At 63.0% G+C, this 26,432-nt stretch carries 30 protein-coding genes; 21 read left to right on the forward strand and 9 right to left on the reverse strand.

Features of this window, described 5'->3' with window-relative positions; all coding sequences use genetic code 11:
* The coding region (locus I3253_RS15980; RefSeq protein ID WP_408647843.1) for an AMP-binding enzyme at nucleotides 1-210 on the forward strand (210 nt) is incomplete at its 5' end.
* A gap of 151 nt (nucleotides 211-361) precedes the next feature.
* Nucleotides 362-1,270, forward strand: coding sequence for a DMT family transporter (locus tag I3253_RS15985; protein ID WP_197918818.1), 909 nt, complete (start codon nucleotides 362-364; stop codon nucleotides 1,268-1,270).
* Here I3253_RS15985 and I3253_RS15990 read toward each other — a convergent pair.
* Nucleotides 1,224-1,907: a thiamine diphosphokinase gene (locus tag I3253_RS15990; protein WP_232237137.1), complete on the reverse strand. Its 684-nt coding sequence runs from the start codon at nucleotides 1,905-1,907 to the stop codon at nucleotides 1,224-1,226. The genes I3253_RS15985 and I3253_RS15990 overlap by 47 nt on opposite strands.
* Nucleotides 1,908-2,048: 141 nt before the next feature.
* On the opposite strand from I3253_RS15990, the gene I3253_RS15995 reads away from it, so the two are divergent.
* On the forward strand, nucleotides 2,049-4,304 hold the full coding sequence (locus tag I3253_RS15995) for a hypothetical protein (RefSeq protein WP_197918820.1): 2,256 nt from the start codon (nucleotides 2,049-2,051) through the stop codon (nucleotides 4,302-4,304).
* A 45-nt stretch (nucleotides 4,305-4,349) separates the two neighbouring features.
* Here the strand turns inward: I3253_RS15995 and I3253_RS16000 are convergent, their stop codons facing one another.
* The gene (locus tag I3253_RS16000; protein WP_197918821.1) at nucleotides 4,350-4,577 is read right to left on the reverse strand and encodes a DUF2842 domain-containing protein; all 228 of its coding nucleotides are present in this window, start codon (nucleotides 4,575-4,577) and stop codon (nucleotides 4,350-4,352) included.
* A 30-nt stretch (nucleotides 4,578-4,607) separates the two neighbouring features.
* Nucleotides 4,608-5,903, reverse strand: coding sequence for an adenylosuccinate synthase (locus tag I3253_RS16005; protein WP_197918822.1), 1,296 nt, complete (start codon nucleotides 5,901-5,903; stop codon nucleotides 4,608-4,610).
* Between the two features lie 144 nt (nucleotides 5,904-6,047).
* On the opposite strand from I3253_RS16005, the gene I3253_RS16010 reads away from it, so the two are divergent.
* Nucleotides 6,048-6,443 carry a DUF6524 family protein gene (locus I3253_RS16010; protein ID WP_197918823.1) on the forward strand — a complete coding sequence of 132 codons (396 nt, stop codon included), beginning with the start codon at nucleotides 6,048-6,050 and terminating at the stop codon, nucleotides 6,441-6,443.
* 151 nt (nucleotides 6,444-6,594) lie between these two features.
* Here the strand turns inward: I3253_RS16010 and I3253_RS16015 are convergent, their stop codons facing one another.
* From I3253_RS16015 to nthA, 3 genes are read right to left on the reverse strand one after another with little or no spacing between them, the layout of a single operon-like run.
* Nucleotides 6,595-6,912, reverse strand: coding sequence for a nitrile hydratase accessory protein (locus I3253_RS16015; RefSeq protein WP_197918824.1), 318 nt, complete (start codon nucleotides 6,910-6,912; stop codon nucleotides 6,595-6,597).
* Nucleotides 6,909-7,574 (reverse strand): nitrile hydratase subunit beta, encoded by a 666-nt coding sequence (gene nthB / locus I3253_RS16020; RefSeq protein ID WP_197918825.1) that lies wholly within the window; start codon nucleotides 7,572-7,574, stop codon nucleotides 6,909-6,911. Before nthB ends, I3253_RS16015 begins: the two co-directional genes overlap by 4 nt.
* The gene (gene nthA, locus I3253_RS16025) at nucleotides 7,571-8,185 is read right to left on the reverse strand and encodes a nitrile hydratase subunit alpha (protein WP_197918826.1); all 615 of its coding nucleotides are present in this window, start codon (nucleotides 8,183-8,185) and stop codon (nucleotides 7,571-7,573) included. Before nthA ends, nthB begins: the two co-directional genes overlap by 4 nt.
* A 380-nt stretch (nucleotides 8,186-8,565) precedes the next feature.
* Here nthA and I3253_RS16030 point away from each other — a divergent pair, with 380 nt between their 5' ends.
* From I3253_RS16030 to I3253_RS16040, 3 genes are all read left to right on the forward strand, one after another.
* Nucleotides 8,566-9,546, forward strand: a complete 981-nt coding sequence (locus tag I3253_RS16030; protein WP_197918827.1) for a LysR substrate-binding domain-containing protein — start codon at nucleotides 8,566-8,568, stop codon at nucleotides 9,544-9,546.
* 38 nt (nucleotides 9,547-9,584) lie between these two features.
* Complete coding sequence (gene secG, locus I3253_RS16035) at nucleotides 9,585-9,953, forward strand: preprotein translocase subunit SecG (protein ID WP_197918828.1); 369 nt, start codon at nucleotides 9,585-9,587, stop codon at nucleotides 9,951-9,953.
* Nucleotides 9,954-10,144: 191 nt separating this feature from the next.
* A complete protein-coding gene (locus I3253_RS16040; protein WP_197918829.1) occupies nucleotides 10,145-11,788 on the forward strand; it encodes a CTP synthase in 1,644 nt (547 codons plus the stop codon).
* A gap of 42 nt (nucleotides 11,789-11,830) precedes the next feature.
* On the opposite strand, the gene I3253_RS16045 is transcribed toward I3253_RS16040, so the two are convergent.
* Nucleotides 11,831-12,364, reverse strand: coding sequence for a cysteine dioxygenase family protein (locus I3253_RS16045; RefSeq protein WP_197918830.1), 534 nt, complete (start codon nucleotides 12,362-12,364; stop codon nucleotides 11,831-11,833).
* Nucleotides 12,365-12,656: 292 nt separating this feature from the next.
* On the opposite strand from I3253_RS16045, the gene I3253_RS16050 reads away from it, so the two are divergent.
* From I3253_RS16050 to I3253_RS16115, 14 genes are all read left to right on the forward strand, one after another.
* On the forward strand, nucleotides 12,657-13,328 hold the full coding sequence (locus I3253_RS16050; RefSeq protein ID WP_197918831.1) for a hypothetical protein: 672 nt from the start codon (nucleotides 12,657-12,659) through the stop codon (nucleotides 13,326-13,328).
* Nucleotides 13,329-13,404: 76 nt separating this feature from the next.
* Entirely contained in the window at nucleotides 13,405-13,698 is a 294-nt protein-coding gene (locus tag I3253_RS16055) for a DUF1330 domain-containing protein (protein WP_197918910.1), read from the forward strand.
* On the forward strand, nucleotides 13,698-14,123 hold the full coding sequence (locus I3253_RS16060) for a tellurite resistance TerB family protein (RefSeq protein ID WP_197918832.1): 426 nt from the start codon (nucleotides 13,698-13,700) through the stop codon (nucleotides 14,121-14,123). Before I3253_RS16055 ends, I3253_RS16060 begins: the two co-directional genes overlap by 1 nt.
* A 107-nt stretch (nucleotides 14,124-14,230) precedes the next feature.
* The gene (locus tag I3253_RS16065; RefSeq protein WP_197918911.1) at nucleotides 14,231-14,671 is read left to right on the forward strand and encodes a tellurite resistance TerB family protein; all 441 of its coding nucleotides are present in this window, start codon (nucleotides 14,231-14,233) and stop codon (nucleotides 14,669-14,671) included.
* Complete coding sequence (locus I3253_RS16070) at nucleotides 14,668-15,402, forward strand: phosphate/phosphite/phosphonate ABC transporter substrate-binding protein (protein WP_197918833.1); 735 nt, start codon at nucleotides 14,668-14,670, stop codon at nucleotides 15,400-15,402. Before I3253_RS16065 ends, I3253_RS16070 begins: the two co-directional genes overlap by 4 nt.
* 127 nt (nucleotides 15,403-15,529) lie before the next feature.
* The gene (locus tag I3253_RS16075; RefSeq protein WP_197918834.1) at nucleotides 15,530-16,303 is read left to right on the forward strand and encodes an ABC transporter ATP-binding protein; all 774 of its coding nucleotides are present in this window, start codon (nucleotides 15,530-15,532) and stop codon (nucleotides 16,301-16,303) included.
* A 36-nt stretch (nucleotides 16,304-16,339) separates the two neighbouring features.
* A complete protein-coding gene (locus tag I3253_RS16080; RefSeq protein ID WP_197918835.1) occupies nucleotides 16,340-17,062 on the forward strand; it encodes a transporter substrate-binding domain-containing protein in 723 nt (240 codons plus the stop codon).
* A gap of 120 nt (nucleotides 17,063-17,182) precedes the next feature.
* Complete coding sequence (locus I3253_RS16085) at nucleotides 17,183-18,067, forward strand: ABC transporter permease (RefSeq protein WP_197918836.1); 885 nt, start codon at nucleotides 17,183-17,185, stop codon at nucleotides 18,065-18,067.
* Complete coding sequence (locus I3253_RS16090) at nucleotides 18,064-18,870, forward strand: ABC transporter permease (RefSeq protein ID WP_197918837.1); 807 nt, start codon at nucleotides 18,064-18,066, stop codon at nucleotides 18,868-18,870. The genes I3253_RS16085 and I3253_RS16090 overlap by 4 nt, the downstream gene beginning before the upstream one ends.
* 190 nt (nucleotides 18,871-19,060) lie before the next feature.
* Nucleotides 19,061-20,377 (forward strand): glutamine synthetase family protein, encoded by a 1,317-nt coding sequence (locus tag I3253_RS16095; protein ID WP_197918838.1) that lies wholly within the window; start codon nucleotides 19,061-19,063, stop codon nucleotides 20,375-20,377.
* Between the two features lie 37 nt (nucleotides 20,378-20,414).
* Nucleotides 20,415-21,098 (forward strand): type 1 glutamine amidotransferase, encoded by a 684-nt coding sequence (locus I3253_RS16100; RefSeq protein WP_197918839.1) that lies wholly within the window; start codon nucleotides 20,415-20,417, stop codon nucleotides 21,096-21,098.
* Nucleotides 21,095-22,453 (forward strand): glutamine synthetase family protein, encoded by a 1,359-nt coding sequence (locus tag I3253_RS16105; protein ID WP_197918840.1) that lies wholly within the window; start codon nucleotides 21,095-21,097, stop codon nucleotides 22,451-22,453. Before I3253_RS16100 ends, I3253_RS16105 begins: the two co-directional genes overlap by 4 nt.
* An 81-nt stretch (nucleotides 22,454-22,534) precedes the next feature.
* Nucleotides 22,535-23,839 (forward strand): NAD(P)/FAD-dependent oxidoreductase, encoded by a 1,305-nt coding sequence (locus I3253_RS16110; protein WP_456300821.1) that lies wholly within the window; start codon nucleotides 22,535-22,537, stop codon nucleotides 23,837-23,839.
* Nucleotides 23,840-23,993: 154 nt separating this feature from the next.
* On the forward strand, nucleotides 23,994-25,211 hold the full coding sequence (locus I3253_RS16115) for a DegT/DnrJ/EryC1/StrS family aminotransferase (RefSeq protein ID WP_197918842.1): 1,218 nt from the start codon (nucleotides 23,994-23,996) through the stop codon (nucleotides 25,209-25,211).
* Nucleotides 25,212-25,271: 60 nt separating this feature from the next.
* Here I3253_RS16115 and phaR read toward each other — a convergent pair whose 3' ends face one another.
* Nucleotides 25,272-25,823, reverse strand: a complete 552-nt coding sequence (gene phaR / locus I3253_RS16120) for a polyhydroxyalkanoate synthesis repressor PhaR (RefSeq protein ID WP_197918843.1) — start codon at nucleotides 25,821-25,823, stop codon at nucleotides 25,272-25,274.
* Between the two features lie 139 nt (nucleotides 25,824-25,962).
* On the reverse strand, nucleotides 25,963-26,409 hold the full coding sequence (locus tag I3253_RS16125; RefSeq protein WP_197918844.1) for a phasin, PhaP: 447 nt from the start codon (nucleotides 26,407-26,409) through the stop codon (nucleotides 25,963-25,965).
* Between the last annotated feature and the right edge of the window lie 23 nt (nucleotides 26,410-26,432).

Raw genomic sequence — 26,432 nt, forward strand, 5'->3', positions numbered from 1 at the left:
CGCACCTGGGTGCGCACCGAAATCGGCCCCATCGCCTCGCCCGACCTGATCCAATGGGCCCCCGGCCTGCCCAAGACCCGCTCCGGCAAGATCATGCGCCGCATCCTGCGCAAAATCGCCGAAAACGACTACGGCGCCCTCGGCGACACCTCAACCCTCGCTGACCCCTCCGTCGTCGACGACCTCATCGAAAATCGCAGGAACAAATAGGATAATCCCCGGCGCGCGCCCGTATCCGGGCGCCGCGAATCCTTTGGGCCGGTGTCTTCACTGGCCCTTTTTTTCAACCAATATCAATGACCTAGCGTCAAGCGCCCGTTTAACATTTGCCTTAAACCGGCGCGCCACTTAGCGTTTGATCATGGCCCAGGACCGCCCCCTTCTCGGCATCACGCTGATGCTCGCCTTCTGCATCCTCGCCCCCCTGGGCGACGCGGTGGCCAAGATCCTGTCGACGGCCGTGCCCATCGGGCAGACCCTGCTGGTGCGGTTCGCGGTACAGGCGCTGGTCCTGATCCCGATCATAATCATCACCCGCCGCCCCTGGCGCATGCGGCGATCCATCCTCGCCCTGGTCGCTCTGCGCACCGGTCTGCATATCATTGGCATCGGTGCCATGTTCCTGGCCCTGCGCTACCTGCCGCTGGCCGATGCGGTGGCGATCGCGTTCGTGATGCCTTTCCTGATGCTGCTGCTGGGTAAATTCGTGCTGAACGAAGAGGTCGGGCTGCGCCGGATCCTGGCCTGTGCGGTCGGTTTCGCCGGCACGCTGCTGGTCATCCAGCCCAGCTTTGCCGAAGTCGGCGCCCCCGCTCTCCTGCCGCTGGTCGTGGCCGTGGTATTTGCCCTGTTCATGCTGGTCACGCGCCGGATCGCCAAGGAAACCGATCCGATTTCGCTTCAGGCGGTCAGCGGGGTCATGGCCGTGGCCGTCATCGCGCCGCTGCTGGTGCTGGGGGCGGATGCCGACTGGCCCGAGATGCATCTGATCAGCCCCGACCCGAAAACTGTCAGCCTTCTTTTGCTGATCGGGCTGATGGGCACCGCCGCGCATCTGCTGATGACATGGTCGCTGCGCTATGCCCCCTCGACCACGCTGGCGCCCATGCAATACCTTGAAATTCCCTTTGCCACGCTGATCGGCTGGGCGATCTTCTCCGATCTGCCCGATGGCCCGGCCGCGTTGGGCATCGTGATCATCATGGCCGCCGGGCTGTATATCGTCATCCGAGAGCGGGCCATGAGCCGGGTTGCGCCGCAAGTGCCCTGACCACCACCTCCAGCCAGACGCGCGGCAGGATCACCAGCATCTTGGGCGCCGTCATCTCCAGCCGCACCGGTCCCATCGCCTGGTTCGACGTGCCGATCCGCCCGTCCGGCGTGAACACCAGCCCCCCGATGGGCCAGCGCAGCCCCTCGGACACGCCCTCGACCAGCCCCAGAGGAAACAGCGACACCCGCGTGCCAGCCGTCAGCGGCAGCGCCAGGACAGGTGGCGCCAGAAAGGCAATGTCCGTATCGCTCAGCAGGATACAGCGCCGATCCGGGTGACGCACCAGCCCGTTGAAACACGCAAGCTGGTGATCCAGCCGCGCCCCGGTAAATCCCGCGCCCAGCGTGACCGGCGCCCGGATCGCCCGCAGCGCCTTTTCGAAATCGGTGCTGTCCTGTTCGCCAATGGCATGGAACCGGTCGTCCGGAATCGCGGCGCGCAGGTCCGGCGCCAGCGAATCCATGTCCCCGATCACCGCGCGCGGCACCCGCCCCTGCGCCAGGCAATGCGCCGCGCCGCCATCCGCCGCCACCAGCCCCGGCGCCAGCGCCAGACAGCGATCCAGGTCGCCGACGGCGATTTGCCCGGCCCCGACCAGGGTGATTGGTTCTGAACTGTGAACAATACCCGTCATCAGGGGCGATTTCCTCGTGTTTCTGGCAACGGGCCACATTTTGGCCGTGAAATGATACGCTACCTACCACAGAATCGGTCACGTTTCGTCGTTCCTCTCGTGGTAAAGAGAATGTCGAGCAGTGCAAAGGATCCGCAATCCATGGTTACGAATAACAAAGTACTTACGGTTTCCTACGGAACATTCTCCTGTACCCTTGAGGGGTTCGAGGAATCTTTCGATACGATGAAGGCGATCGCGGAATATTTTCGCGATCTGGCCGCCGACGACCGTTATTTCGGGGCCGAGCCCCCCACCCCCGATGCCGAGATGCTGGCCCGCATCGCCGAGCGCGAGATCGAACGCCGCGTGCGGGCGCGTGTCGATCACGGCGCCATCGTGCTGAGTGCCGCCGCTGACGAAACCGAGACACCGGCCGCGCCCACCGACAGCCGCAAAGCCGGCAAGGACTCCGGTGAAGACCGGCATATGGAGAGGGTGGACGAGTCGATTGCGGTTGCGGACGCCGCCAAAGACACTCCCGAAGACATCGCCAAGGACATTGCCGAAGATATCCCGGCCGAAACGCCCGCCGTCGCCGCGCTGGCTCTGGATCCGGCCATCGAAGAGCAGGATTTCGAGATCGCGCCTGACGACGCGGCAGACGACGCGGCAGACATCGCAACGGCCCAGGAGGCGGCGCAGACAGAGGCGTCCGATGCGGTTGCCGAATCCGAGCCCACCCCACCCCCGGTTGCCGAGGCAATGGTCGACACCGCGCCCGAAAACAGCGCCGCCGCCGCCGAAGTCACCGAAGAATTCGCCCCGGAAGAGATCGAAGACGATATCGAAGACATGACGGCGGCACCGGACACCGCGACGCAAGCTCAGCCCCAGGACGAAGACGAAGGCGACGCCGAGTTCGAGCACGCCACCACCTCCGGGGATGACGCCGAAGACATGGCCGAGGACGAGTCCTTTGCCGCGTGGGAAGACGACGAGGACGAAGAAGATCCCGAGTACGCGGAAAACTCGATCGCCGCCAAACTGGAGCGCATCCGCGCCGTGGTATCCCGCGTCGAGACCGACCCGGACGACGATTTCTCGGAAGACGAACATGCCGAGGACATGGGCAGCGAACCGGCACCTGCCGCCGACCCCATGGCGTCGATCAAGGCCGCCATTGCCGACGAAGACACCAAAGCCCCGACAGACACTGACCAGGACGAAATCGTTGGCGAAGACGAAATCTCCATCGCTGACGAAGACACGCCCCAGCCCCTGCGCGCCCGGGTCGTGCGCATGAAAAAGGCCGATTTCGAAGAGGCGGTGGCCTCTGGCCTGCTCGAAGCAGAGCCGGTGGACGATGACGAGGACGACATGGCGGGCGCGTCCGACGGCTCCAGCCTGTCGCCCGAGGAAGAAGCCGAGCTTCTGGCCGAACTGGCCGAGGTCGAGGCCGAACTGGGCCAGCCTGTGGAACTGGACCCGCACAAGGAAGACGCCCTGCTGCTGACCGACGCGGTCGCCCTTCCCGGCGAAGACGACGCGCCCGGGGACGCCTCGCATGACACCGCCACCCATGACACGTCCAGAAACAAGGCGCCCGGCGCCCAGGCCCTGAACCAGGTGGCCGGGACCGACGATGACCTGTCGCGCCTGATGGCCAAGGCCGACAGCGAAATGGATGAACCCGAAGGCAGCCGCCGCCGCCGCGCCATCGCGCATCTGCGCGCCGCTGTCAAAGCCACCAATGCCGAAAAGGAGGCTGGCAGCAACCTGTCTCCGCGCGATCACAGCGACGCCTATCGCGACGATCTGGCTAGTGTTGTGCGCGCCGTGCCCGGCAGCGCCGCCGACACGGACGGGCGCCCGCGCGAAACCCGCAAATCCACGGCGCCGCTCAAGCTCGTCGCGGAACAGCGCGTCGACACGCCCGCCCCCAAAACACCCGCGCCCGCCGCCCCCGAGGCCGCGCAAGAGCCAGCCGAAACCACCGAAACAACCGAAACCACGCAATCCGACACCTCGCCGCGCGCCCCTGTTCGCCCGCGCCGCGTGTCGGCCGACCGGATCGACCGCGACGAAGCCGCGCGGGCGGCTGCCCCGGTCGGGTCTTCCAAAGCCGTCCAGGGCGGCTTTCGCGACTACGCCGAAAGCGTCGGCGCCACCCGCCTGCCCGAAGTGCTCGAAGCCGCCGCGGCCTATATCACCTTTGTCGAAGGTCACGAGCGTTTCTCGCGCCCGATGCTGATGCGCATGGCACGCGATGCCAACGAGGACGATTTCTCGCGCGAGATCGGCCTGCGCAGCTTTGGGCAGTTGTTGCGGGAGAAGAAGATCGAGAAAATCGCCGGCGGTCGCTTTACCGCCATGCCGACGATCAACTTCAAGCCCGATGACAGGGCCGTCGGATAACAACCTGAACCAAAAGGAAAAAGGCGCCTAGAAAGGCGCCTTTTCTCATGTCTCGTTCCCGTCGTCGGGATCAGGCTGGCCGATCCCCTTGAACACCGATTTGAAGGGCAGGATCCACACGATCCCCAGCCCGATATACACGCCCAGTTCCAACAGGATCGAGGGCCGCTCGAACAGCGCCACGACATTGATCGCCAGGATCACATACACCGGCAGCCCCACCACCAGAATCAACAGCGCCACGCGCCTGCGGGTCTTGTAGCTCATCGCCATGCCAGCCTCCTTGCCAAAGCGGTCACGCGATCAATCCGCAAACGGATCGGTCACAAGGATCGTATCATCCCGCTCGGGCGAGGTCGACAACAGCGCGACAGGGCAATCGATCAGCTCTTCCACCCGGCGCACATATTTGATCGCGTTGGCCGGCAATTCGGCCCAGCTGCGCGCGCCCTCCGTGGATTCCGACCAGCCCGGCAATTCCTCATAAATCGGTGTGCACCGGGCCTGGCTCTCGGCTGCGGTGGGCAGATAATCAAGCCGTTCCCCGTCCAGATCATAGCCCACGCACACTTTCAGCACCTCGAACCCGTCCAGCACATCCAGCTTGGTCAACGCAATCCCGTTTACCCCGCTCGTCGCGCAGGTCTGGCGCAACAGCGCCGCGTCAAACCAGCCACAGCGCCGCTTGCGCCCCGTGGTCGTGCCAAACTCGTGCCCCCGCTCGCCCAGCCGCTGCCCGTCATCGTCAAACAGTTCTGTCGGAAACGGCCCCTCGCCCACACGAGTGGTATAGGCCTTGACGATGCCCAGCACAAAATCGATCGAATTTGGCCCGATCCCGACACCGGTGGCGGCCTGCCCGGCTATCACATTGGACGAGGTCACAAACGGGTATGTGCCAAAATCAATGTCCAACAAGGCACCCTGCGCCCCCTCGAACAGGATGCGCTTGCCGGCTTTTCGCTTTTCGTTCAACACCTTCCAGACCGGCGCCGCAAAGGGCAGAATCTGGGGGGCAATTTCCTTGAGCGCGCCAATCAGCGCGTCCCGGTCCACCGGATCAATGCCCAGACCGCGGCGCAGCGGATCGTGATGCTGCAACGCCCGATCCACGCGCGCGATCAGGGTCGCTTCGTCGGCCAGGTCGGCCACACGGATTGCGCGGCGCCCCACCTTGTCCTCATAACACGGACCAATTCCGCGCCCCGTGGTGCCGATCTTGGTGCCCTTGCTGGCCGCCTCTTCGCGCGCCCGGTCCAACTCGCCGTGAATCGGCAGGATCAGCGGCGTGTTCTCGGCAATCATCAGCGTATCCGGCGTGATCTCCACCCCTTGCGCCCTCACGGTTGCGATCTCGTTCATCAGATGCCAGGGGTCCAGCACCACACCATTGCCGATCACGCTCAACTTGCCGCCGCGCACCACACCCGACGGCAACGCGTGCAGCTTGTAGACCTTGCCATCGATGACCAGCGTATGCCCGGCATTATGCCCGCCCTGGAACCGCGCGATCACATCCGCGCGCTCGCTCAGCCAGTCGACGATCTTGCCTTTGCCCTCATCGCCCCACTGAGCGCCCACGACAACCACATTGGCCATAGCCGTATTCCTTTTTCCGGTGTCAGAACCCGCGCCCTTTTAGCCATGTTGCACGCGACACGAAACCGCAAATTCGCCGCAGCACTGGACAGACGGTGCGAATTTGCGCAAACCATGACTAAAAGACAAAAAAGGGAACACGGGATGGGGCTGTTGCTGCGTTGGGTCTTCGCCTTCTTTCTGCTGGCGCTGACATTCAACCCGACCCAGTGGAGCTATATCCACTGGAGCATGAACAATTATGTCGAGGAAACCCCGCTCACCGTGCTTCTGGGGCTGCTCCTGCTGATCGGCTACATCATCTATTTGCGTGCCACGATCCGGTCCATCGGCGGGTTCGGCATGCTGCTTGTGCTGTCCGTGGTCGCCGCGCTGGTCTGGGTTCTGTATGACTGGAACATGCTGAGCCTGGATAATCGTGACCTCAACACCTGGATTGCGATCCTGGCTCTTTCGATCGTTCTGGGCATCGGGCTGGGCTGGTCGATCGTGCGGCGGATGCTGTCGGGACAATACGACATGGACGATGTCGACGGCTGACAGGCCGCATGGGGGCTCTGCCCCCGTCGCGCAAGCGCGACTCCCCCGGAGTATTTTCGGCAAAATGAAGATGCATGAGCGCCGGAACTTCTTTTGGCCTGAAATATCCCGGGGGTGAATTGGGCCGCAGGCTCAAGAGGGGGCTGGCCCCCTACTCCGCCAGGGTCACGGGCGCGCCGTGCGGCGTGGACAGATACGCCGCCTCCCAGGCCGCGCGCATCTCTTTCATCGCTTCGGCTTCGGCCAATCCCTTTTCGCGCAGAAAGGCTTCCAGTGTCTCAAGCCAGGCGTTGAAATAGTCCTCGCCCCCGTCAAGCGATCTGGCCAGCCCGTGCCGTTTCAACGTGGCGCCAAACCGTTCGGTCCAATCGGGCCAGCCGATATGCCCGGCTTCGTTCAGATGTACGGTCAACGCGAAAACCTGCGCGTGCCACGGCGCTTCGAACGCCGGTTCCGGGCGCGTGCTCATGCCGGCTCCAGATAGCTTTGCCACAGATCCACGATCACTTCGTCACCTTCCGCCGCCGCGCCCCACAATTCTCGTGCCTCAAAGGCCACGGCATAAAGCGGCTCCGGTGCCTCGCCAAGTCCGTGCGCATTGGAATCGGGGAACACATGCGTCCCGTGCAGCCGCACCACTGTGCCGGTGGCGCCGGCGGCGTAGCCCGGCAGGCGGGTATGCCCGCCCTCCACCATGGTGTTGCGCGCCGGGCGGCGCGTACGCACGCGGGCTCCGACGACCAAGGCCGGGGCCGGTCCTGCCCGGTCATAGACCGAGCCCGACTTCAGCACTCCCGCCACCGACCCGGCCATCAGCGCCCGTTCGGACAGGCTCGACTGCTCCGCCGCGTGCCCGGCTTGCAATTCGTCTTCGGTTACGATCCCGCGCGCCACCAGCATGTCGGCCAGCGCGGCGAGCCATTTCTCGTAATAGGAAAACCGCGCATAATCCCTTGGCGACAGGCTTTCACGGGCATGGCGCGAGGCATCTATGGTCCAGTGTCCCAACGCCCCCGCCGCCAGTGTCAATGCCAGTGCGCGCCCGTGCCAGGGGGCGGCAAACACCGCGTCCTCGCCGGGCGCGACCGTACCGTCACCAAACCGCCCTCCCATGTCATGCACCCGGCTCATGGCGTCGGCCCCGGTACCAGCCCCGTACCAACCATCGAATCACGTGTCACCAGCGCGGCCAGATCGGGTTCGTCCATGCCGTCGGTGCCTTCGGGACGTTGCGGGACGACCAGATAGCGGATTTCGGCCGTGGAATCCCAGACCCGCACCCGCGTTTCCCCGGGCAGGTCCACTCCGAATTCTGCCAGCACCTTGCGCGGTTCGCGCACCACCCTGGCGCGGTAGGCGTCGGATTTGTACCAGCCCGGCGGAATGCCCAGCAGGGGCCACGGGTAACAGCTGCACAGCGTGCAGACGACCACGTTATGCACATCCCGCGTATTCTCGACGAACACCATATGTTCGCCCTGCCGCCCATACAGCCCCATCTCGCGCAGGCGCGGCATCGGGTCCTTCAACATTTCTTCGCGAAACCCCGGATCGCACCACATGCGCGCCACAACCCGCGCGCCGTTCCTGGGTCCGATCCGATTCTGATAAGTGTCGATGATCTCGTCCAGCGCGGCCGGATCCACCAGCCCCTTTTCGGTCAGGATGGTTTCCAACGCCTTGACCCGCAACGCGGGGTCGGGCGGCAACAGGCTGTGCGGGTGGTCGTGGTCATGAGGCATGGATGCAGATTTGCCGAAATTTGCCCCCCTGTCCAGCCATGCTCAGAACCGCGCCGCCGGCAGGGGCGCGCGCGGCGCTGGCAGATCGTCAAATCCAACGTCTCGCAACAGATGTGGCGCGGTCTCGGCCAGCCTGAACGCCTCACGCGCCCGCTGTCGTGCCAGGCGCCGCCAACGAAGACCGCTGCGAAATTTTCTCATCCAAAGCCGCATCCGCCACCTGACATCCCGACGTTCCGGCACTCCGCGGCACCTGTCGTTATCTATTCCCAGGATCATGAACTATTGACTCCATGCCTTTCTCTCCTGACTAATCTGGAGATCCGCTGGCTTGCGGGCAAACCATGATTGCTGTCCCTTTGGATAAGAAAAACTGATCCATGAAACTGCCACCTCTCAACGCCCTGCGCGCCTTCGAGGCCGCCGCCCGTCACAACGGCTATACTGCCGCAGCCGACGAATTGTGCGTCACCCGTGGCGCCATAAGTCGGCAGGTCAGGCTGCTGGAAGAGCATCTGGGCGTCGCGCTGTTTCATCGCCATGCGCGCGGCGTGACCCTGACCGAAACGGGCAAGGCGCTACTGCCGGTCCTGAGCGACTGTTTCTCGCGGATCAGCCGCGAAACCTCCAGGATTGGCGCCCGGGCGGACGACCTGCGCCTGATCTGTCCGCCGGGTCTGTCGATCCGCTGGCTGTTCCCGCGCCTGGCGGACTTCCGCGGCGCCCATCCAGGCATTCGCGTGCGTCTGACCACGGATTTCTATGGCCAGGGCGGGCTGGATCCCGCCGAACACGATCTTGGCCTCTCGCTGGAACACTGGCCCGGGCGGCGCGCCGGGCTGAAGGTACAGCCCCTTTTTCCCATGCTGCTCGCGCCGGCCTGCGCCCCGTCCCTGCTGGAGGGGCGCCGGCCCGTCACCGGTCCGCATGACCTGACCGGCCTGCCCCTGCTGCACGAAAGCCCCACCCGCGAAGACTGGGCCACCTGGACGCGGTATTTCGATGTCACCGTGCTGGATCCGGCCAACGGCGAGACTTTCCCAAATCTCGATCTGGCCGCCCGCGCCGCCACCATGGGCGGCGGGCTGGTCATGGCCGATCTGTTCCTGTGCCGCGAAGAACTGGAAAGCGGTGCACTCGTGTTGCCATTGCCGCACATGGCCTGTGCCACGCCACATGGCCGGTTCGCGTTGATCGGGGCGCCGGACAGATGGGAACTGCCCAACGTGCGCGCCTTTCGCGACTGGGCCGGCGCCCTGGCGGCTGAGGACATGCACAGCTTCTTTCACGGCGCCAACGGCATCGGCCGCACATTGCCGCCCGAAACCGCCTTGCCCCCCGCGCCAAACTTGCCTACATAGCGCGCTGAACCAACCGAACGCTCGCTCAGCAGGTCCATATGGAAAACGTCATCCTCATCATCCACCTTCTTCTTGCACTGTCCCTTACCGGGGTCGTGCTGATGCAACGTTCGGAAGGCGGTGGCCTGGGCATGGGATCGGGCGGCGGCGGCGGCGGCGTCATGTCGGGCCGCGCGGCGGCGACGGCCCTGGGCAAGGTGACATGGGTTCTGGCGGCCGCTTTCATCGTGACCTCGATCTCGCTGACAATCATCGCGGCGCAGAAATCCTCGTCCAGTTCGGTGTTTGATCGCCTGGGCACACAGGCCCCGGCCGAGGAAAGCACCGCGCCCGTGGCACCCGCCGGCGACAGCCTGCTGCCCCCGGCAGAAGGCGACACCGCACCGCTGGTGCCGCGCGCCGACTGATACCCGGTTGCCAGGCCCCACCCGGGCCACACCACCACAGCTTGAGGCAGAAAAAACCGCCGCAACAGCATCTTGCGGTTCGGTTGCCAAATAGCTGCGAATCCTTTATGACGTAAGTCCCGTGATGCTGTGACGGTTTCGGCCGTTTCGGGCGCTTTGAAACATCGACTATCACGGGGGTCGCCAGGCAGATGGCACGCTATATTTTCATTACCGGCGGTGTGGTTTCTTCTCTGGGCAAGGGGCTGGCCTCTGCGGCTTTGGGCGCGCTGCTCCAGGCGCGCGGCTATACCGTCCGCCTGCGCAAGCTTGATCCCTATCTCAATGTCGATCCGGGCACGATGTCACCTTTTGAGCATGGCGAGGTGTTCGTCACAGACGATGGCGCCGAAACCGATCTCGATCTTGGCCATTACGAACGCTTTACCGGCGTGCCCGCGCGCAACACGGATTCGGTATCCTCCGGGCGCATCTATTCCAACGTGCTGGAAAAGGAACGGCGCGGTGACTACCTGGGCAAGACCATTCAGGTGGTTCCGCATGTCACCAACGAAATCAAGGACTTCATCGGCATCGGTGATGACGAGGTCGATTTCATGCTGTGCGAGATCGGCGGTACGGTGGGCGATATCGAGGGCCTGCCCTTCTTCGAGGCGATCCGCCAGTTCTCCCACGACAAGCCGCGCGGTCAGTGCATCTTCATGCATCTCACGCTGCTGCCCTATCTGGCCGCGTCCGGCGAGCTGAAAACCAAACCCACTCAGCACTCGGTCAAGGAATTGCAATCCATCGGCATCGCGCCCGATATCCTTGTCTGCCGCTCTGAACAGCCGATCCCCGAGAAAGAACGCCAGAAAATCGCCCTGTTCTGCAACGTGCGCACAGAGCACGTCGTGGCCGCCTATGACCTCAAGTCGATCTACGAGGCGCCGCTTGCCTATCATCGCGAAGGGCTGGACCAGGCCGTGCTCGATGCGTTTGGCATTGCCCCCGCCCCGCGCCCCGATCTGCGCGTCTGGGAAGACGTGGTGGACCGCATCCACAACACCGACGGCACTATCAACGTGGCGATTGTCGGCAAATACACCCAGCTGGAAGACGCCTATAAATCCATCAAGGAGGCGCTGACCCATGGCGGCATGGCCAACCGCGTCAAGGTGAACGTGTCCTGGGTGGATGCCGAGGTGTTCGACAAGGAAGACGCCGCGCCCTATCTGGAAGGCTATGACGCGATCCTCGTGCCCGGCGGCTTTGGCGAGCGCGGCACCGAGGGCAAGATCAAGGCCGCGCAATTTGCCCGCGAACGCAAGGTGCCCTATCTCGGGATTTGCCTGGGAATGCAGATGGCCGTGATCGAAGCGGCGCGCAATGTCGCCGGGATCCGGACCGCCGGTTCCGAAGAGTTCGACCACGAAGCGGGCGGCAAACGGTTCGAACCGGTGGTCTATCACCTCAAGGAATGGGTGCAGGGCAACGCCAAGGTCACGCGCAAGCATGACGACGACAAGGGCGGCACCATGCGGCTTGGGTCGTATGACGCGGTGCTGGGCGAAGGCACGAAAGTGGCCGGGGTCTATGGCGCCACCGCGATCGAAGAACGCCACCGTCACCGCTACGAGGTGGACACCACCTATCGCGACAAGCTTGAAGACTGCGGTCTGAAATTCTCGGGCATGTCGCCCGATGGCCGCCTGCCCGAGATTGTCGAATGGGCCGATCATCCGTGGTTCATCGGCGTGCAGTTCCACCCTGAACTGAAATCCAAACCGTTTGATCCCCACCCCCTGTTCCGCGATTTCGTGCGCGCCGCCAAGGATAATTCGCGGCTGGTGTGACCCCCGTCCCAACGCGTCCGGGCCTGGCCCGAACGCCTGCCCTCACTTGGAAAACCGGGCCCGAACCGAGCTCATGTCAAGCTGGTGCTCGGTCAAACCGTCCGGTTCCCATTCACTGCGTTCCGCTTCGAAAAAATCGCCGCCATACACATGAATTGCCGCGGTCAGGCGCGGGATCGGGTTGGTAACGGAATGGATGATGTCCGGCCCCATCGGACAAACATCCCCCGTCGACAACGCCCGCGCGCCCGCCGCCTCGATCAGCCCGTCAGGATGATCCTTGATCCTGCGCCAGAAAATATTGTCCTCGCGCCCACCATAGATGCCGATCACCTCCCACATCTCATGATTATGAGGCGGGATCGTAAATGACGGTCGCCACGCAAGATTCAGGATCGTCAGATCAGGTGATTGGTATAGCGGCGTGATGCCCGGCTCGGTTGGTTCCCCCAAAGCGGCCATCACCGCCGACGGGTTCGCCATTGCCCGCCGCACAATTTCGGCGGCGGCCTTATGTGTCGGGTCATGATCCACCGCGTCGCGGCAATCGGATACAAAACGGTCAATATCAAACATGGTGCGCCTCCCGGCGACCAGTGTAGCACAACCGATCTTCCAGAGCCGTGCCACCGCTTGCGGAGCACGTCATGGTGAACAAGCCTGGCGGTGTTGCATTCCTTGCCAACTCCTTGCGTGCGCTCACTTTACACCCCCCGGATACCGAACTTGCACCGACGTGTTACCGACGCAATACCGACGTGATACCAACGCCCAGATCCCCGCAAAACAGGGGCATTAACCTTTCGAATCGAAAAGACTGGCGAAAAATTCATTTTGCGGCCTTCCACGGCGGCGCTATCCTTGCCCCATGCGCCTCATACCCACCCTTGCCCTTGCCGCCAGCCTTGCCGCGCTGCCCGCGGCGGCCTGCGAAACGCCGGTTTGTCTGGTCGGGGCCGATACGCTGTCGCTGGCGCGCGTCATCACCTTTGACGATCAGCCCAGTTCCTTTGGCGTGGGCCGCCAGATCGACGGCTTGCTGATCCAGCCCGGCGTGTCCTTTGGCGAACGGTTCGCCGGGCAGATCCTGAGCCGCGAAGGCAATTTCGACCGTGTCGGCGGCACCGCGCTGGCACCGCTGGCCCTTCTGCCCGGCGCGCCCGGACAAACCCTGGGCATTTTGCGCCTGATGGCCACTTCGGTGCTGCATGGCCATGGCCCAGAAGGCTTTCCCAAACCCGAAGCCACCGGCGAAGGCGCCATTGCCGTGCTGTTTGAAAACGACCAGTCCGCGCTGGCCTTTGACATTCGCGGCGGCGAGCTGGGCGAGGCCCGCGTCACCTTTCTGCGCCGTGACGGGCGCCCCATTCATACCCTGCGCCTCGGCCCGCTGGCCGAGGCCAGCTATGGCTTTCAACGCCTTGATGACATTGCGGATATTGCCGGACTGGTGATCGAAAACTCCGATCCCGAAGGCATCGCGATGGACAATCTGCGCTTTGAGCGAAACGCCACCCTGTCCCTGCTGACGCGCCGCTGATCCCGGCGCCCCCTTGCCAAGCCGCGCGTTCTGTATCAGCCTTGCCGGGACAGCATTTCAAAAGGGGGACAGGATGATGGCCAAAGGCTATTGGGTTGCGCGTGTCGATGTCGACAATCTGGACGAATACAAGAAATACATTGCCGCCAACGCCGCGCCGCTGGCCGCGTATCAGGGCCGGTTCCTGGTGCGTGGCGGGCAGTTCGAAACACCCGAAGGCAGCAGCCGCAGCCGCAACGTGGTGATTGAATTTCCCTCTTACCAGGCGGCGCTGGACTGTTACCACAGCCCCGGCTATCAGGCCGCCAAGGCGATCCGCGAGGCCCACAGCACCGGAGATGTGGTGATCATCGAAGGCTATGACGGCTGATGTGGGAAGCCCTGTTCCTTCGTCTGCGGGGCGGCGTGCCCGAACCGGCCCTGCCCGAACCGGATGAAAAGCTCGCACTGGGGGCTTTGCTGGTCCGGGTGGCGAAATCGGACCGGCACTATGATGCCGCCGAGATCGGCGAGATCGACCGCATCCTGGCCGGCACGTTTCATCTCAACCCGGTCGAGGCCGCCAAGATGCGCGCCACCTGCGAAAAACTTGACGCCGCCGCCCCCGGCACCCCCGATTTTGCCCTGCTGATCAGGCAGAACGTGGATTATCCCCACCGGCTGGCGATGGTACGCGCCTTGTGGCGGGTGATCATGGCCGATGGCGCCCATGCCCCCGAGGAGGATGCCACCCTGCGGGAGATCGAGACCATGCTGGGGATTGACGCAACCGACTCGCCGCTGGCGGGGCAGTAGAAAAAGAGGGGGCGCTGCCCCCGTCGCCCCTGGCGACTCCCCCGGGATATTTTTGGCCAAAAGAAGAGCCGTTGCAGGGGCGCGATGTTGCGATTACACCATTGCCCATGTTTGCCGATTTCCTGAAACGCCTGACGGCGCCCGCCCCCGAACCGCTGGACGACAGCGGCGCCCGCCTTGCCCTGACCGCGTTGCTGGTGCGCATTGCCCGCACCGATGGCGAATATGCCCGTGAAGAGGCCGAGCAGATCGTTCGGATCGTTTCCAGGCGCTATGGGCTGGATCAGGCCGGGGCCGACGCCCTGCGCCGGGAGGCCGAGGTGCTGGAGGACGAGGCGCCCGACACGGTGCGCTTTACCCGTGCGATCAAGGAGGCGGTGCCGCTGGACGAGCGGACCGGAGTGATCGAGGCGATGTGGCAGGTGGTTCTGGCGGACGGGCAGCGCGATGACGAGGAAGACGCGCTGGTGCGGCTGGCGGCCAATCTTCTGGGCATTTCCGACCGCGACAGCGCGTTGGCCCGCCAGAGGGTGGCCGGGGACGGATGATCGCCAGTCTTGCCATGTATGACCGCCCGGAAACGGCCGCGGCGAATGACCGGTTTTGGCAGGCCATTCGGGCGGCGCTGGGGAACGGGCCGGACGGGCTGAGCCGCGACGCGGATCTGTGGGACATCTGGCAATCCCCCGATCTGTTGCTGGCGCAAACCTGTGGCCTGCCCTACCGGGCACGGCTGCATAGCCATGTCACGCTGGTGGCAACCCCTGATTATGGCCTGCCTGGCTGTCCGCCGGGGCATTACAACTCGGTTCTGGTCGCGCATAGGGCGCGCCTTGGCGCCCCGCTGGCGGCGTTTGACGGCGCCAGCCTGGCCTATAATGAAGCGCTGTCGCAATCGGGCTGGGCCGCCCCATGCGCGCATTTCGCCGCCCATGGGCTGAGCATCGGTGCGCGGCTTGAGACCGGGGCGCATCGCGCCTCGGCCCGGGCGGTGGCAGAGCGGCGGGCGGATCTCGCCGCGCTGGACGCGCTGACCTGGGACCTGATCCGGCGCTTTGATGATTTCGCGGCCGATCTGGTTGAAATCGGGCGCACCGCCCCGAGCCCGGCGCTGCCGTTTATCACTGCCGGGGGGCGCGATCCGGTCGCGCTGCGCGGCGCGCTGCGCGGCGCTGTTGACAGGATGTCGGCGGCGGATCGGGCGCTGCTTGGCCTGCGTGGCATCGTAGATCTGCCACAAAGCGCCTATCTGGCGATGCCCCTGCCGCCCGCACCCTGACCATTCGGCAGCCCGACCGGGCAATTCGGCGCAATTCCCCCCGCGTCATCCCTTTTGAACGTTGCATTCGTGCGTTTTTTCATTCCTATTGAGGCACTGATACGACAATCACACCGATGGGGACCCCTTGGCTGATACCGCGCCCGTTCTGGAAATCCGCAACCTGCACAAAGCCTATGGCGACCTTGAGGTCATCAAGGGGGTCGATATCACCGCCCGGCGGGGCGACGTGGTTTCGCTGATCGGTTCGTCGGGATCGGGCAAATCGACCATCCTGCGCTGCGCCAATCTTCTGGAAGACAGCCAGCAGGGCGAGATCCTGTTCAAGGGCGAGCCTGTCACGTGGCGCGGCAGTGGCCCGCACCGTCATCCGGGCGACGCCAGGCAGGTGTTGCGTATCCGCACCAACCTGTCGATGGTATTCCAACAGTTCAACCTGTGGGCCCATATGACCATCCTGCAAAACGTGATGGAGGCACCGCTGTCGGTGCTGGGGCGGGACCGGTCCGAGGTCGAGTCCTCGGCGCGCAAATATCTGGACAAGGTGGGGATCGGCGACAAGTGCGATGTCTACCCGGCGCAACTTTCGGGCGGCCAGCAACAGCGCGCGGCGATTGCGCGGGCGCTGTGCATGGAACCCGAGGCCCTTTTGTTCGACGAACCCACCTCGGCGCTCGATCCCGAGCTGGAACAGGAAGTGGTGCGCGTGATCAAGGCGCTGGCAGAAGAAGGCCGGACCATGCTGATCGTGACCCATGACATGAAACTGGCCAATGATGTGTCGGATCACGTGGTGTTCCTGCATCAGGGGCTGATCGAGGAACAGGGCGATCCCGAAACGTTGTTCGGATCGCCCAAATCCGAGCGGTTGCAGCAGTTTCTCAGCTCGACCGCGGCCTGAACCAAGAAGAAGAAACCAAACATGGGAGTAACCAAAATGAAAAAGCTTATCCTTGGCACCGCCGTTCTGGCGCTGAGCGCCGGACTCGCCCTGGCCGATGGCGACGGCAAGACCGTGCGCATGGGCACAGAAGGCGCCTATGCCCCCTGGAACTTTGTCAACGATGCCGGCGAGATCGACGGGTTCGAGCGCGAGTTGGGCGACGAACTGTGCATGCGCGCCGAGCTGAAATGCGAATGGGTCAAGAACGACTGGGATTCGATCATTCCGAACCTGGTGTCGGGCAACTACGATACCATTGTCGCCGGCATGTCGATCACCGACGAGCGTGACGAGGTCATCGACTTTACCCAGCCCTACACCCCGCCGGATCCGTCCACCTATGCGGCGCTGGATTCCGGGCTTGATGTCGAGGGTGCCGTGATCGCGGCGCAGGCGGCGACCATCCAGGCGGCCTATATCGCCGAAAAGGGCTGGACCCTGATCGAATTCGCCACGCCCGAGGAAACCGTGGCCGCCGTGCGCAATGGCGAGGCCGACGCGGTACTGGCCGACAAGAGCTTTCTGGAAACCGTTGTGGGCCAGGACGGTCTGGTGATGCTGGAGCGGACCGAATCCATCGGTGGCGGCGTCGGTATGGGGCTGCGTGAGTCCGACGGTGAACTGCGCGCCAAGTTCGACGCGGCGATCCAGTCGATGAAGGACGACGGCTCGCTGAACAAGCTGATCGCCAAATGGGAAGTCTCTTCCCTGTGGTAAACTGATCCGGATGGATCCCGGGATGCGCGGCACCGCCCGCGCATCCGCCCAACAATCGCCCCTGCCCCGGCCATGCGGGCCAACGATACGGCGGCCTGACGGACAAGGACAGACCGACAGATGTTTTCCTATTGCGCGGAACCGGACACGCTTGAAGGGCTCAGGTGGGCATCCTGCTACCTGACCACGGGCAAGCATATGGGGTTGTATTCCTCGGTCTTCACCGTGCTGTTGCTTCTTGCGATCACCGCGCCCACCGCGCTTTTGTTCGGGTTTGGCGGGGCCACCGCCGCGCGCTCGCGCATTCCGCCACTGCGCTGGCTGGGCAAGGGCTATACCGCCATCGTGCGCGGCGTGCCGGACATCGCTTTCTTCCTGTTTTTCGTCATCGCGCTGGATCAGGGGTTCGAATGGGTGCGCCATCAGGTGAAATGCCCGGACTGGCCCGACGCAATCCGCCAGGGCAATGATTTCGTGGTCTGCCAGCAGGCCAAGCTGCCCCTGTCCAGCGCGCCGGAATGGGTGCATCAGACCTATGGCTTTTTCCTGGCCGTGCTGACCTTTTCCATCGTCTTTGGCGCCTTTGCCTCAAATGTCCTGTTCGGGGCCATGCGCGCCGTGCCCCGCGCCCAGCTGGAAACCGCCGAGGCCTATGGCATGACCCGGCGCCAGACTTTCTGGCGCATTCTTGTGCCGCAAATGTGGGTCTATGCGCTGCCCGGTCTCAGCAACCTCTGGATGGTTCTGATCAAGGCCACGCCGCTTCTGTTCCTGCTGGGAATCGAAGACATCGTTTATTGGGCGCGCGAACTGGGCGGCACCAAGAATGCCCGCTTTACCGATTATCCCCATGGCGACTGGCGCATGTGGTATTTCCTTGCGCTTCTGGTGTTTTACCTCTGCTTCACGAAGGTTTCCGAAGTGGTCCTGAACAAGCTGATGACGAAACTTACCCACGGGCAGGCCACCGCTGGCGGCGAAGCTCAGCGGAGGGCCGGAGCATGAGTTGCTGGGACACCATACAGGCCTACGCGCTGCGCTCGATCGGGATCGGCGAACGGCTTTTGCCGCGCGACGATTACGGGCTGTGCCAGCAATTCACCCTGATCGGCTCGGGCATGATCTGGAACATCTACTTCGGTGTTCTGGCCCTGTGTGCCGGATTCTTTCTTGCGGTGGCTGTGGCGATTGGCAAAAGCTCGAAACACCGGCTGATCCGCAAACCGGCCGAATGGTTCATCTTCCTGTTTCGCGGCTCGCCGCTCTTCATCCAGTTCTTTTTTGCCTATTTCCTGTTCCTGACAGTGAAGCAAAGCATGCCTTTCCTGGGCGCCTTCACGGCGGCCTGGCTGGGCGCGCTGGTGGTGCTGTTCCTGAATACCGCCGCCTATTCCGGCGAAATCTTCTACGGTGCGCTCCTGTCGATCCCCAAGGGCGATATCGAGGCCGCCGACGCCTATGGCATGGCCGGCTGGACCCGCTTCCGCCGGATCACCTTCCCAACCATGCTGAGGCTGGCCTGGCCGGCCTATACGAACGAGGCGATCTTTCTCTTCCACGCCACGACGCTTGTGTTTTTCTCGGGATTCCCGATCCTGAAACAGCAGGGCGACGCACTGTATTATGCCAGCTATTTCGCCGACAAGACGTTCAACCCGTTTATCCCGTATCCCATCCTGGCGTTCTATTTCATCCTTCTGACGCTGGTGATTGTCGGGGTGTTTTCGCTGGTGAACAATCACCTCAACCGGCACATGCCGCGCGAGGCCAAACGAAAGATTCGCTTTCGCCCGAACCTAATTCGCTGACCTGTCGGGCCACACGCGGTCGCTTGCAATCCGCTTGCGGCCGCCTTCCCCGCCCGATGTCCCGAACTGGCCGAACCAAACCGCCGCAATACCGACGCAATACCGACGTTTGGCCGACCCGCCATTTTGGGGCTGGACAAGCGTGATCCGCCCGTGAATAATTTGATCAAATTACCCAACAAGGTGTCTCATGGAGCTTGGACAGTACCGAACATTCCGCGTGGGCGCGGCCGATCTGAATGGCCAGATGCGCGGCAAACGCCTCCCAGCAAGCTTCGCCGACAAGCTGGCAACGGGAACCGTGCGGATGCCGCTGTCGGCGCTGAACGTGGATATCTGGGGCCATGACATCGCGGACAGCCCCCTGGTGTTCGAAACCGGCGACGCCGACGGCATCCTGATGCCCACCGAACGCGGACCGGTTCCGATGCCCTGGCTGTCCACCCCGTCGGCGCTGGTGCCGATGACCATGCAAACCGAAGCCGGCGCGCCGTTCCTGGGCGATCCCCGCCAGGCCCTGCGCCACGTGCTGGACCGGTTCTTGGCCCGTGGCTGGCGGGTCTTTGCCGCGACTGAAATGGAATTCACCCTTGTAGATGACAACGACAACACGATCCAGCCTCCAATCAGCCCGCGTTCGGGACGCCGCATTTTTGCGGGTGAAGTGCTCTCTCTGAATGAGCTGGATGCCTTTGATCCGTTCTTTACCGAACTCTATGACGGTGCCGAGGCCATGGGCATCCCGGTGCAAAGCATGATCGGGGAATGCGGGCTGGGCCAGTTCGAGGTTACACTCAACCACCAGGACGCCATGCGCGCCGCCGATGACGCGCTTCTCTTCAAGCTGCTGGTGCGCGGGCTGGCCCGCCGTCACGGCATGGCCGCCACTTTCATGGCCAAGCCTTATGCCGAAGATGCAGGCAACGGCATGCATGTGCATTTTTCGGTTGTGGATGAACAGGGGCGGAACGTCTTTGACAATGGCGGCCCGGAGGGCACCGGGACACTGCAACAGGCCCTCGCGGGCTGTGCCGCCGCGATGCGCGCCAGCACGCTGATCTTTGCACCCCACGGTCCCAGCTATGACCGGTTTGCGATCGGCGCCCACGCGCCCACAAGCGTGTGTTGGGCTTATGAAAACAGGACGGCTGCGTTGCGCGTGCCTGGCGGCGCCCCCGCCGCGCGCCGTATCGAACACCGCACCGCCGGGGGGGATATCAACCCCTATCTGCTGCTTGCCGCCGTTCTGGGCGCCGCAATAGAAGGCATTGAAGAGGAGCTGATCCCGCCCCCGCCGATCACGGGAAATGCCTATGATCTGGACCTGCCGCAGCTGTGCACCGACTGGGGCGAGGCCATCGAGTTGTTCGGCTCTGATCCCTTCATCGCCCGTTGTCTTCCGGCGGAGCTGATCCGTAACATGGTGATGACGAAACGCCAGGAACGTTTGGTGCTGGCGGACATCCCCGAGGCGGAACGCTGGAAAACCTATCTGGAGCGTGTATGACAAAGGCACCCCGAAAGCGGCGAACAGTTGGTGAGACATGAAAATCGGCATTCTTCAAACCGGACACGCGCCGGATACGCTGCGCGACGCCTATGGCGACTATATCCGTATCTTCCAGGATTTTCTGTCCGGGCAGGATTTTGACTTTGAGGGCTGGAGCGTGGTTGACGGCGACCTGCCGGAATCGGTGCATGACGCGGATGGGTGGCTGATCACCGGCTCGCGCCACGGCGTTTACGAAGATCACGCCTGGATTCCGCCGCTGGAGGATTTCATCCGCGATGCCATCACCCGGAAAGTGCCCATGGTGGGCGTATGCTTTGGTCATCAGATCATTGCACAGGCCCTGGGCGGCAAGGTCGAGAAATTCGGTGGCGGCTGGGCCGTGGGCCGACAGGTCTATGATTTCGGCGGCACCGAGATTGCGCTGAACGCCTGGCATCAGGATCAGGTGACAGAGCTTCCGCCGGGGGCGACGGTGGTGGCCAGCAACGATTTCTGCGCCTACGCCGCCATCGCCTATGGCGACCGCGCGCTGACCGTGCAACCCCATCCGGAATTCGACACGAACTTCATGGAGGGTTTGATCAAAACCCGCGGTCGCGGCGTTGTCCCCGACGACCGGCTCGATTCCGCCCTCAACGCCCTCCCCCACCCGACCGCCAACCAGACCCTGGCAGATCAGTTCGCCGATTTCTTTCGGCAAGAGAGGACCAAATGAGCGATTGGCTCGACAAAACTCCCGAAGCGGCACAGGCCTATCTTGAGGGCCATCGACTGGACGAGGTGGAATGCATCATTTCCGACCTGCCAGGCATTGCCCGGGGCAAGGCCGTTCCGGCGTCGAAATTCGCGCGCCAGGAGTATTTTCACCTTCCGGATTCCATCTTCTACCAGACCATCACCGGCGACTGGGGCGAAGCGGCGGGCGAGGACGGCTTTATCGAGCGCGACATGATCCTGCGCCCTGATTGGGCGACCGCCTCTGCGGCGCCATGGACCGGGGACTGGACCTTGCAGGTGATCCATGACGCCTATGACGTGGACGGTGTGCCGATCCCCTTCAGCCCGCGCAACGTGCTCAAACGTGTTGTCCAGCTTTATCGCGATCAGGGGTGGGAGCCGGTGGTGGCGCCCGAGATGGAGTTTTACCTGGTGGCGCGCAACATCGATCCTGCCAAGGCGATTGAGCCGATGATGGGCCGCTCCGGCCGCCCGGCGGCGGCGCGTCAGGCCTATTCGATGACGGCGGTGGACGAGTTTGGACCCGTGATCGACGATATCTACGATTTTGCCGAGGCGCAGGGGTTCGAGATTGACGGGATCACCCAGGAAGGCGGTGCCGGGCAGTTGGAAATCAACATGGTGCATGGCGATCCGGTAAAGCTGGCCGACGAGGTGTTCTTCTTCAAACGCCTGATCCGCGAAGCCGCGCTGCGCCATGATTGTTATGCCACCTTCATGGCCAAACCGATCGAGGGCGAACCGGGATCGGCCATGCATGTGCATCACTCGATCATTGATATCGAGACCGGGCAGAACCTGTTTTCCGGCCCGCAGGGTGGCGATACGGATGCGTTCTTTCACTTTATCGCCGGGTTGCAGAACCACTTGCCTTCGGCCATCGCCATGCTGGCGCCTTATGTGAATTCCTACCGTCGGTATGTGCGCGATCACGCCGCGCCGATCAATCTGGAGTGGGGACGCGACAACCGCACCACCGGCATCCGTATTCCGATATCCTCTGCACAGTCGCGCCGCGTGGAAAACCGGCTGGCAGGTATGGATTGCAACCCCTATCTGGGCATCGCCGCGTCGCTGGCCTGTGGATACCTTGGCCTGATGCAACAGCGCCGCCCCAGTGCACAATTCAAGGGCGACGCCTATGACGGAGAAGAAGCGATCCCGCGCATCCTGGGCGGGGCGCTGGATCTGTTCGACGAAGCAGAGGCACTGCACGAGGTCTTGGGGGCGGATTTCGCGCGGGTCTATTCCATTGTGAAACGCGCCGAATATGAAGAGTTCCTGGAGGTGATCAGCCCCTGGGAGCGCGAGCACCTGCTGCTGAACGTTTGATCTTGACCGGAAATTCGGGCGCGGGCGCGCCCGAAGCCTCCGGCGGGAGTATTTTCTGGCAAAATGAAGACGGGGGACCGCGTGGACCTGCTTTATTCCAACGATCGCAAGGAAGAGTATCCCGCGAGCTGGTACGCGGCGAGCGTTGACCCGTTGTCGCCTTTTCCAGATTTGAAGGGGGCAACCCGCGCCGATGTCTGCGTGGTGGGGGCGGGCTATACCGGGCTTTCGGCGGCGCTGCATCTGGCAGAACGCGGGTATGACGTGGTTCTGGTTGAGGCGCATCGCGTCGGGTTTGGGGCGTCCGGGCGCAATGGCGGGCAGCTGGGTTCGGGTCAGCGCATGGCGCAGGACGGGCTGGAAAGTTTCGTCGGGCCGGAGGATGCGGGCAAGCTGTGGCAACTGGCCGAGGACGCCAAGGGGCTGGTCAGGGATCTGGTGGCGCGCCACGACATCGATTGCCATCTGAAGCCGGGCATTGCCCATGCTTGTTTCTCTGCCGGAGAAGTCCGGCATGAACACACCTATGTCGAACATCTGCGCGCCCGGTACGGGTATGATCAGATCACACCGCTGGACCGGGATCAGATGCAGGCGCTGTGCCCGTCACCCAAATATGTTGGCGGCTCGCTGGACATGGGCGCTGGGCATCTGCATCCGCTGGCTTATGCTCTTGGGCTGGCACGGGCGGCCAAGGCAGCGGGGGTGCGGATTTTCGAGCGGACCCATGTGCATGACATTGTGCGCGGCGAGCGGGTGTCGGTGAGAACTGACCAGGGGCGCGTCGAGGCCGATCACCTGATCCTGGCCTGTAATGGCTATATGGGCGGGCTGGACCGCAAGGTCGCGGCGCGGGTCATGCCGATCAATAATTTCATTGCCGCCACCGAGCCGCTGGGCGACGCCACCGCAAGGGTGTTGACCCGCGATGTGGCCGTGGCGGACAGCAAGTTCGTGATCAACTATTTCCGTCTGTCCCACGACGGGCGGCTGTTGTTTGGCGGCGGCGAAAGCTATGGCTATCGCTTCCCGTCGGACATCGCGGCGCTGGTGCGCAAACCGATGGCGCAGATCTTTCCGGATCTGCGCGATGTGCGCATCGACTATGCCTGGGGCGGGACATTGGCAATCACCATGAAGCGTATGCCGTATCTTCGGCGGCTGGCGCCCAATATCCTGTCGGCTTCGGGCTATTCCGGGCATGGCGTTGGCACGGCCACCCATGCGGGACAGTTGATGGCCATGGCCATTGCCGGCGAGGCCGAGGGTTTTGACACGATGGCGCGCGTGCCCGCGCCGCCATTCCCGGGCGGAACGATGCTGCGCAGCCCGCTGCTGGCGCTGGCGATGACATGGTTTGCGCTGCGCGACAGGCTGGGTGTCTGACCGCCCTTGAAGATTTGCGAGAGCTGCATGATCGGCCGGGCGGTGCCTGTCGGTCACATCGTGCCATTTTCATATGGCCATTCAGGAAAATCCTTGGCAGGGTCACGTCCTTGATTTATGTTTTTGAATATCGAGCATAAGAAAGTTGAAAACAATGACGCTTCCGCCCAACGTTTATGACGCCGAGCCGATCCCCGCATCCGCGCGGGAGGAGATTGACCACCTGCTGCAAACCGGCGATTTGTTCCGGTACACGGCCCCCGAAAACGCCCCGGTTGCGTTGCTGGAGGAAGAGTTTGCCGCGATGATGGGCGCGAAATACGCGCTGGCTGTGTCGTCCTGTTCGGCGGCTCTGTTCCTGTCGCTCAAGGCGCTGGGCCTGCCGCGTGACGCGCGGGTTCTGATCCCCGGCTTCACCTTTGCTGCTGTGCCCTCTTCGGTGGTTCACGCCGATTGCGTGCCCGTCCTGTGCGAGGTGGGCGAGAATTACCGCATCGACGTGGCCGATTTCGAACGGCGGCTGGACGATGATATTGCCGCCGTGATCATCAGCCATATGCGGGGCCATACCAGCGACATGGACGCAATCATGGCGCTGTGTGACGCGCGCGCCATCCCGGTGATCGAAGACGCCGCCCACAGCCTGGGCACCACCTGGAACGGGCGCAAGATCGGCACGATCGGGCGGGTGGGTTGTTTCTCGTTCCAATCCTACAAGCTGGTCAATGCGGGCGAAGGTGGCATCCTTGTCACGGACGATGCGGATCTGGTGGCGCAGGCGGTGATCATGTCCGGCGCCTATGAACACAACTGGCAAAAGCACAAATCGCCCATAGGTGACAACACGGGCGCGCTTGAATCGGCGTTTAACCGCTGGCAAAACAAGCTGCCGCTTTACAACCTGCGCCTCAACAACATGTCGGCGGCCCTGGCCCGCCCACAATTGGCAGAGGTGCCCCGCCGGGTGCGCGACGGGCGACGCAACCATGATTACGTGGCCGCGTTGTTGAACCAGTCACCCTGGCTGAACGTGCCGGACAAGCTGTCTTTGGAAGAGCGCGCGCCGGATTCGATCCAGTTCAACCTTGTCGGTCTGGACAATGCGCAGATCCAGGCCTTTCAGGCCGCCGCCAACCAGCGGGGTGTAAAGGTGCAGGTGTTTGGCCAGTCCACCGACAATGCCCGCGCCTTCTGGAATTGGCAGTTCATCAAGGATTTGCCCGAGTTGCCGCAGACCCGCAAGATGCTGATGAAAGCCTGCGACGTGCGCCTGCCCGCGCGCCTGAAACGGGCCGAACTGGACATTATCGCGGGCGCTCTGACCGGCGCGGCCGACTATGTGATGGGCGATCAGCGGGCCTATGGCACCTGACACCAGACCGTAATTGAGAACACAGTGAAAAGAGGCAGGGCAGCGCGCCCTGCCTTTTGACTATTTCAGCTTGCTCAGCTTCTCCTGCAACTCGGCCAGCTGTTTCTTGATCGCGTCAAGATCCTCGCCCTCTTCCCCGTCAGCGCTTTCGGATGCTTCGGGAGTGGGCGTGCTGCCGGGCCAGCCAATGCCGCCGGTCAACGCCTTCATGAAGGCTTCCTGCTGGGCCTGCATTGCATCAAGCCCGGGCATCTTCATGCCGCCGCCCATGCTTTCCATCATCTTTTCCTGCCCGTCGCGCAGCATGTCGAACGAGGCTTGCAGGAACTGGGGAACAACGCTGGTGGCCTGTGTGGTATAGCTGCGGACAAGATCGTTGAGAACATCGATCGGCAGCACACTTTCACCGCGGCTTTCGTGTTCCGCGATGATCTGCAAGAGATACTGACGGGTCAGGTCGTCGCCGGTTTTCAGGTCGACGATCTGCACCTCGCGCCCGTCGCGAATAAAGCCGGCAATATTTTCCAGCGTGACGTAATCGCTGGTCTCGGTATTGTATAGCCGCCGGCTGGCATAGCGTTTGATTAACAGTGTTTTTTTGTTGTCCGCCACGTCTGTCTCCCCAAAAGATTAGCGCGTCGCAGAAAACACTATGCGAGTGCAGAACAAAAAGAAAGGGCAGGCCAATTGGCCTGCCCCCGCAATCTGCACCATCAGGGAGGGATTGGTGCGGATCGGCTGATCTCTCAGCTTATTTGGCTGCCGCGGCTTTCTTGGCTGCGGTCGTCACGTCGTTGGTGGCTTTCTTGACGGCGGCGGTTGCCTCTTCGGTGGCGTCTTTGCCAGCGGCCATCAGCAGCTCAACGGTTTCGGACTGAACTTTTTTCGCAACTTCAGCAAAGGCGGCCATGTTCTCGGCGGCAACTTCTGCCTGAGCCGATGCGAAATCGGTCATTGCCTTGGCGTAGTCGGCCGGCTCGGCTTTGGCTTTGGACATCTCTGCCAGTTTGGTCAGGGTGTCCTTGGTCCATTTCGACGAGATTTCCGACGACTTTTCGGCGGCTTCCAGCGCAACGCCGGTCAGCTTTTCGTTCAGGGTCGCGGTGTTCTTGAATGCGTCTTCCAGGGCTGCGGTATCAACCGGGAATGCACCCATCATGTCTTTCAGGATGGTGGTCATGTCTTGAGTCTTTGCCATTGTGACAGTTCCTTCTGCGATGT

Source organism: Thiosulfatihalobacter marinus, from assembly GCF_016019955.1.
Classification (GTDB): domain Bacteria; phylum Pseudomonadota; class Alphaproteobacteria; order Rhodobacterales; family Rhodobacteraceae; genus Shimia; species Shimia marinus_A.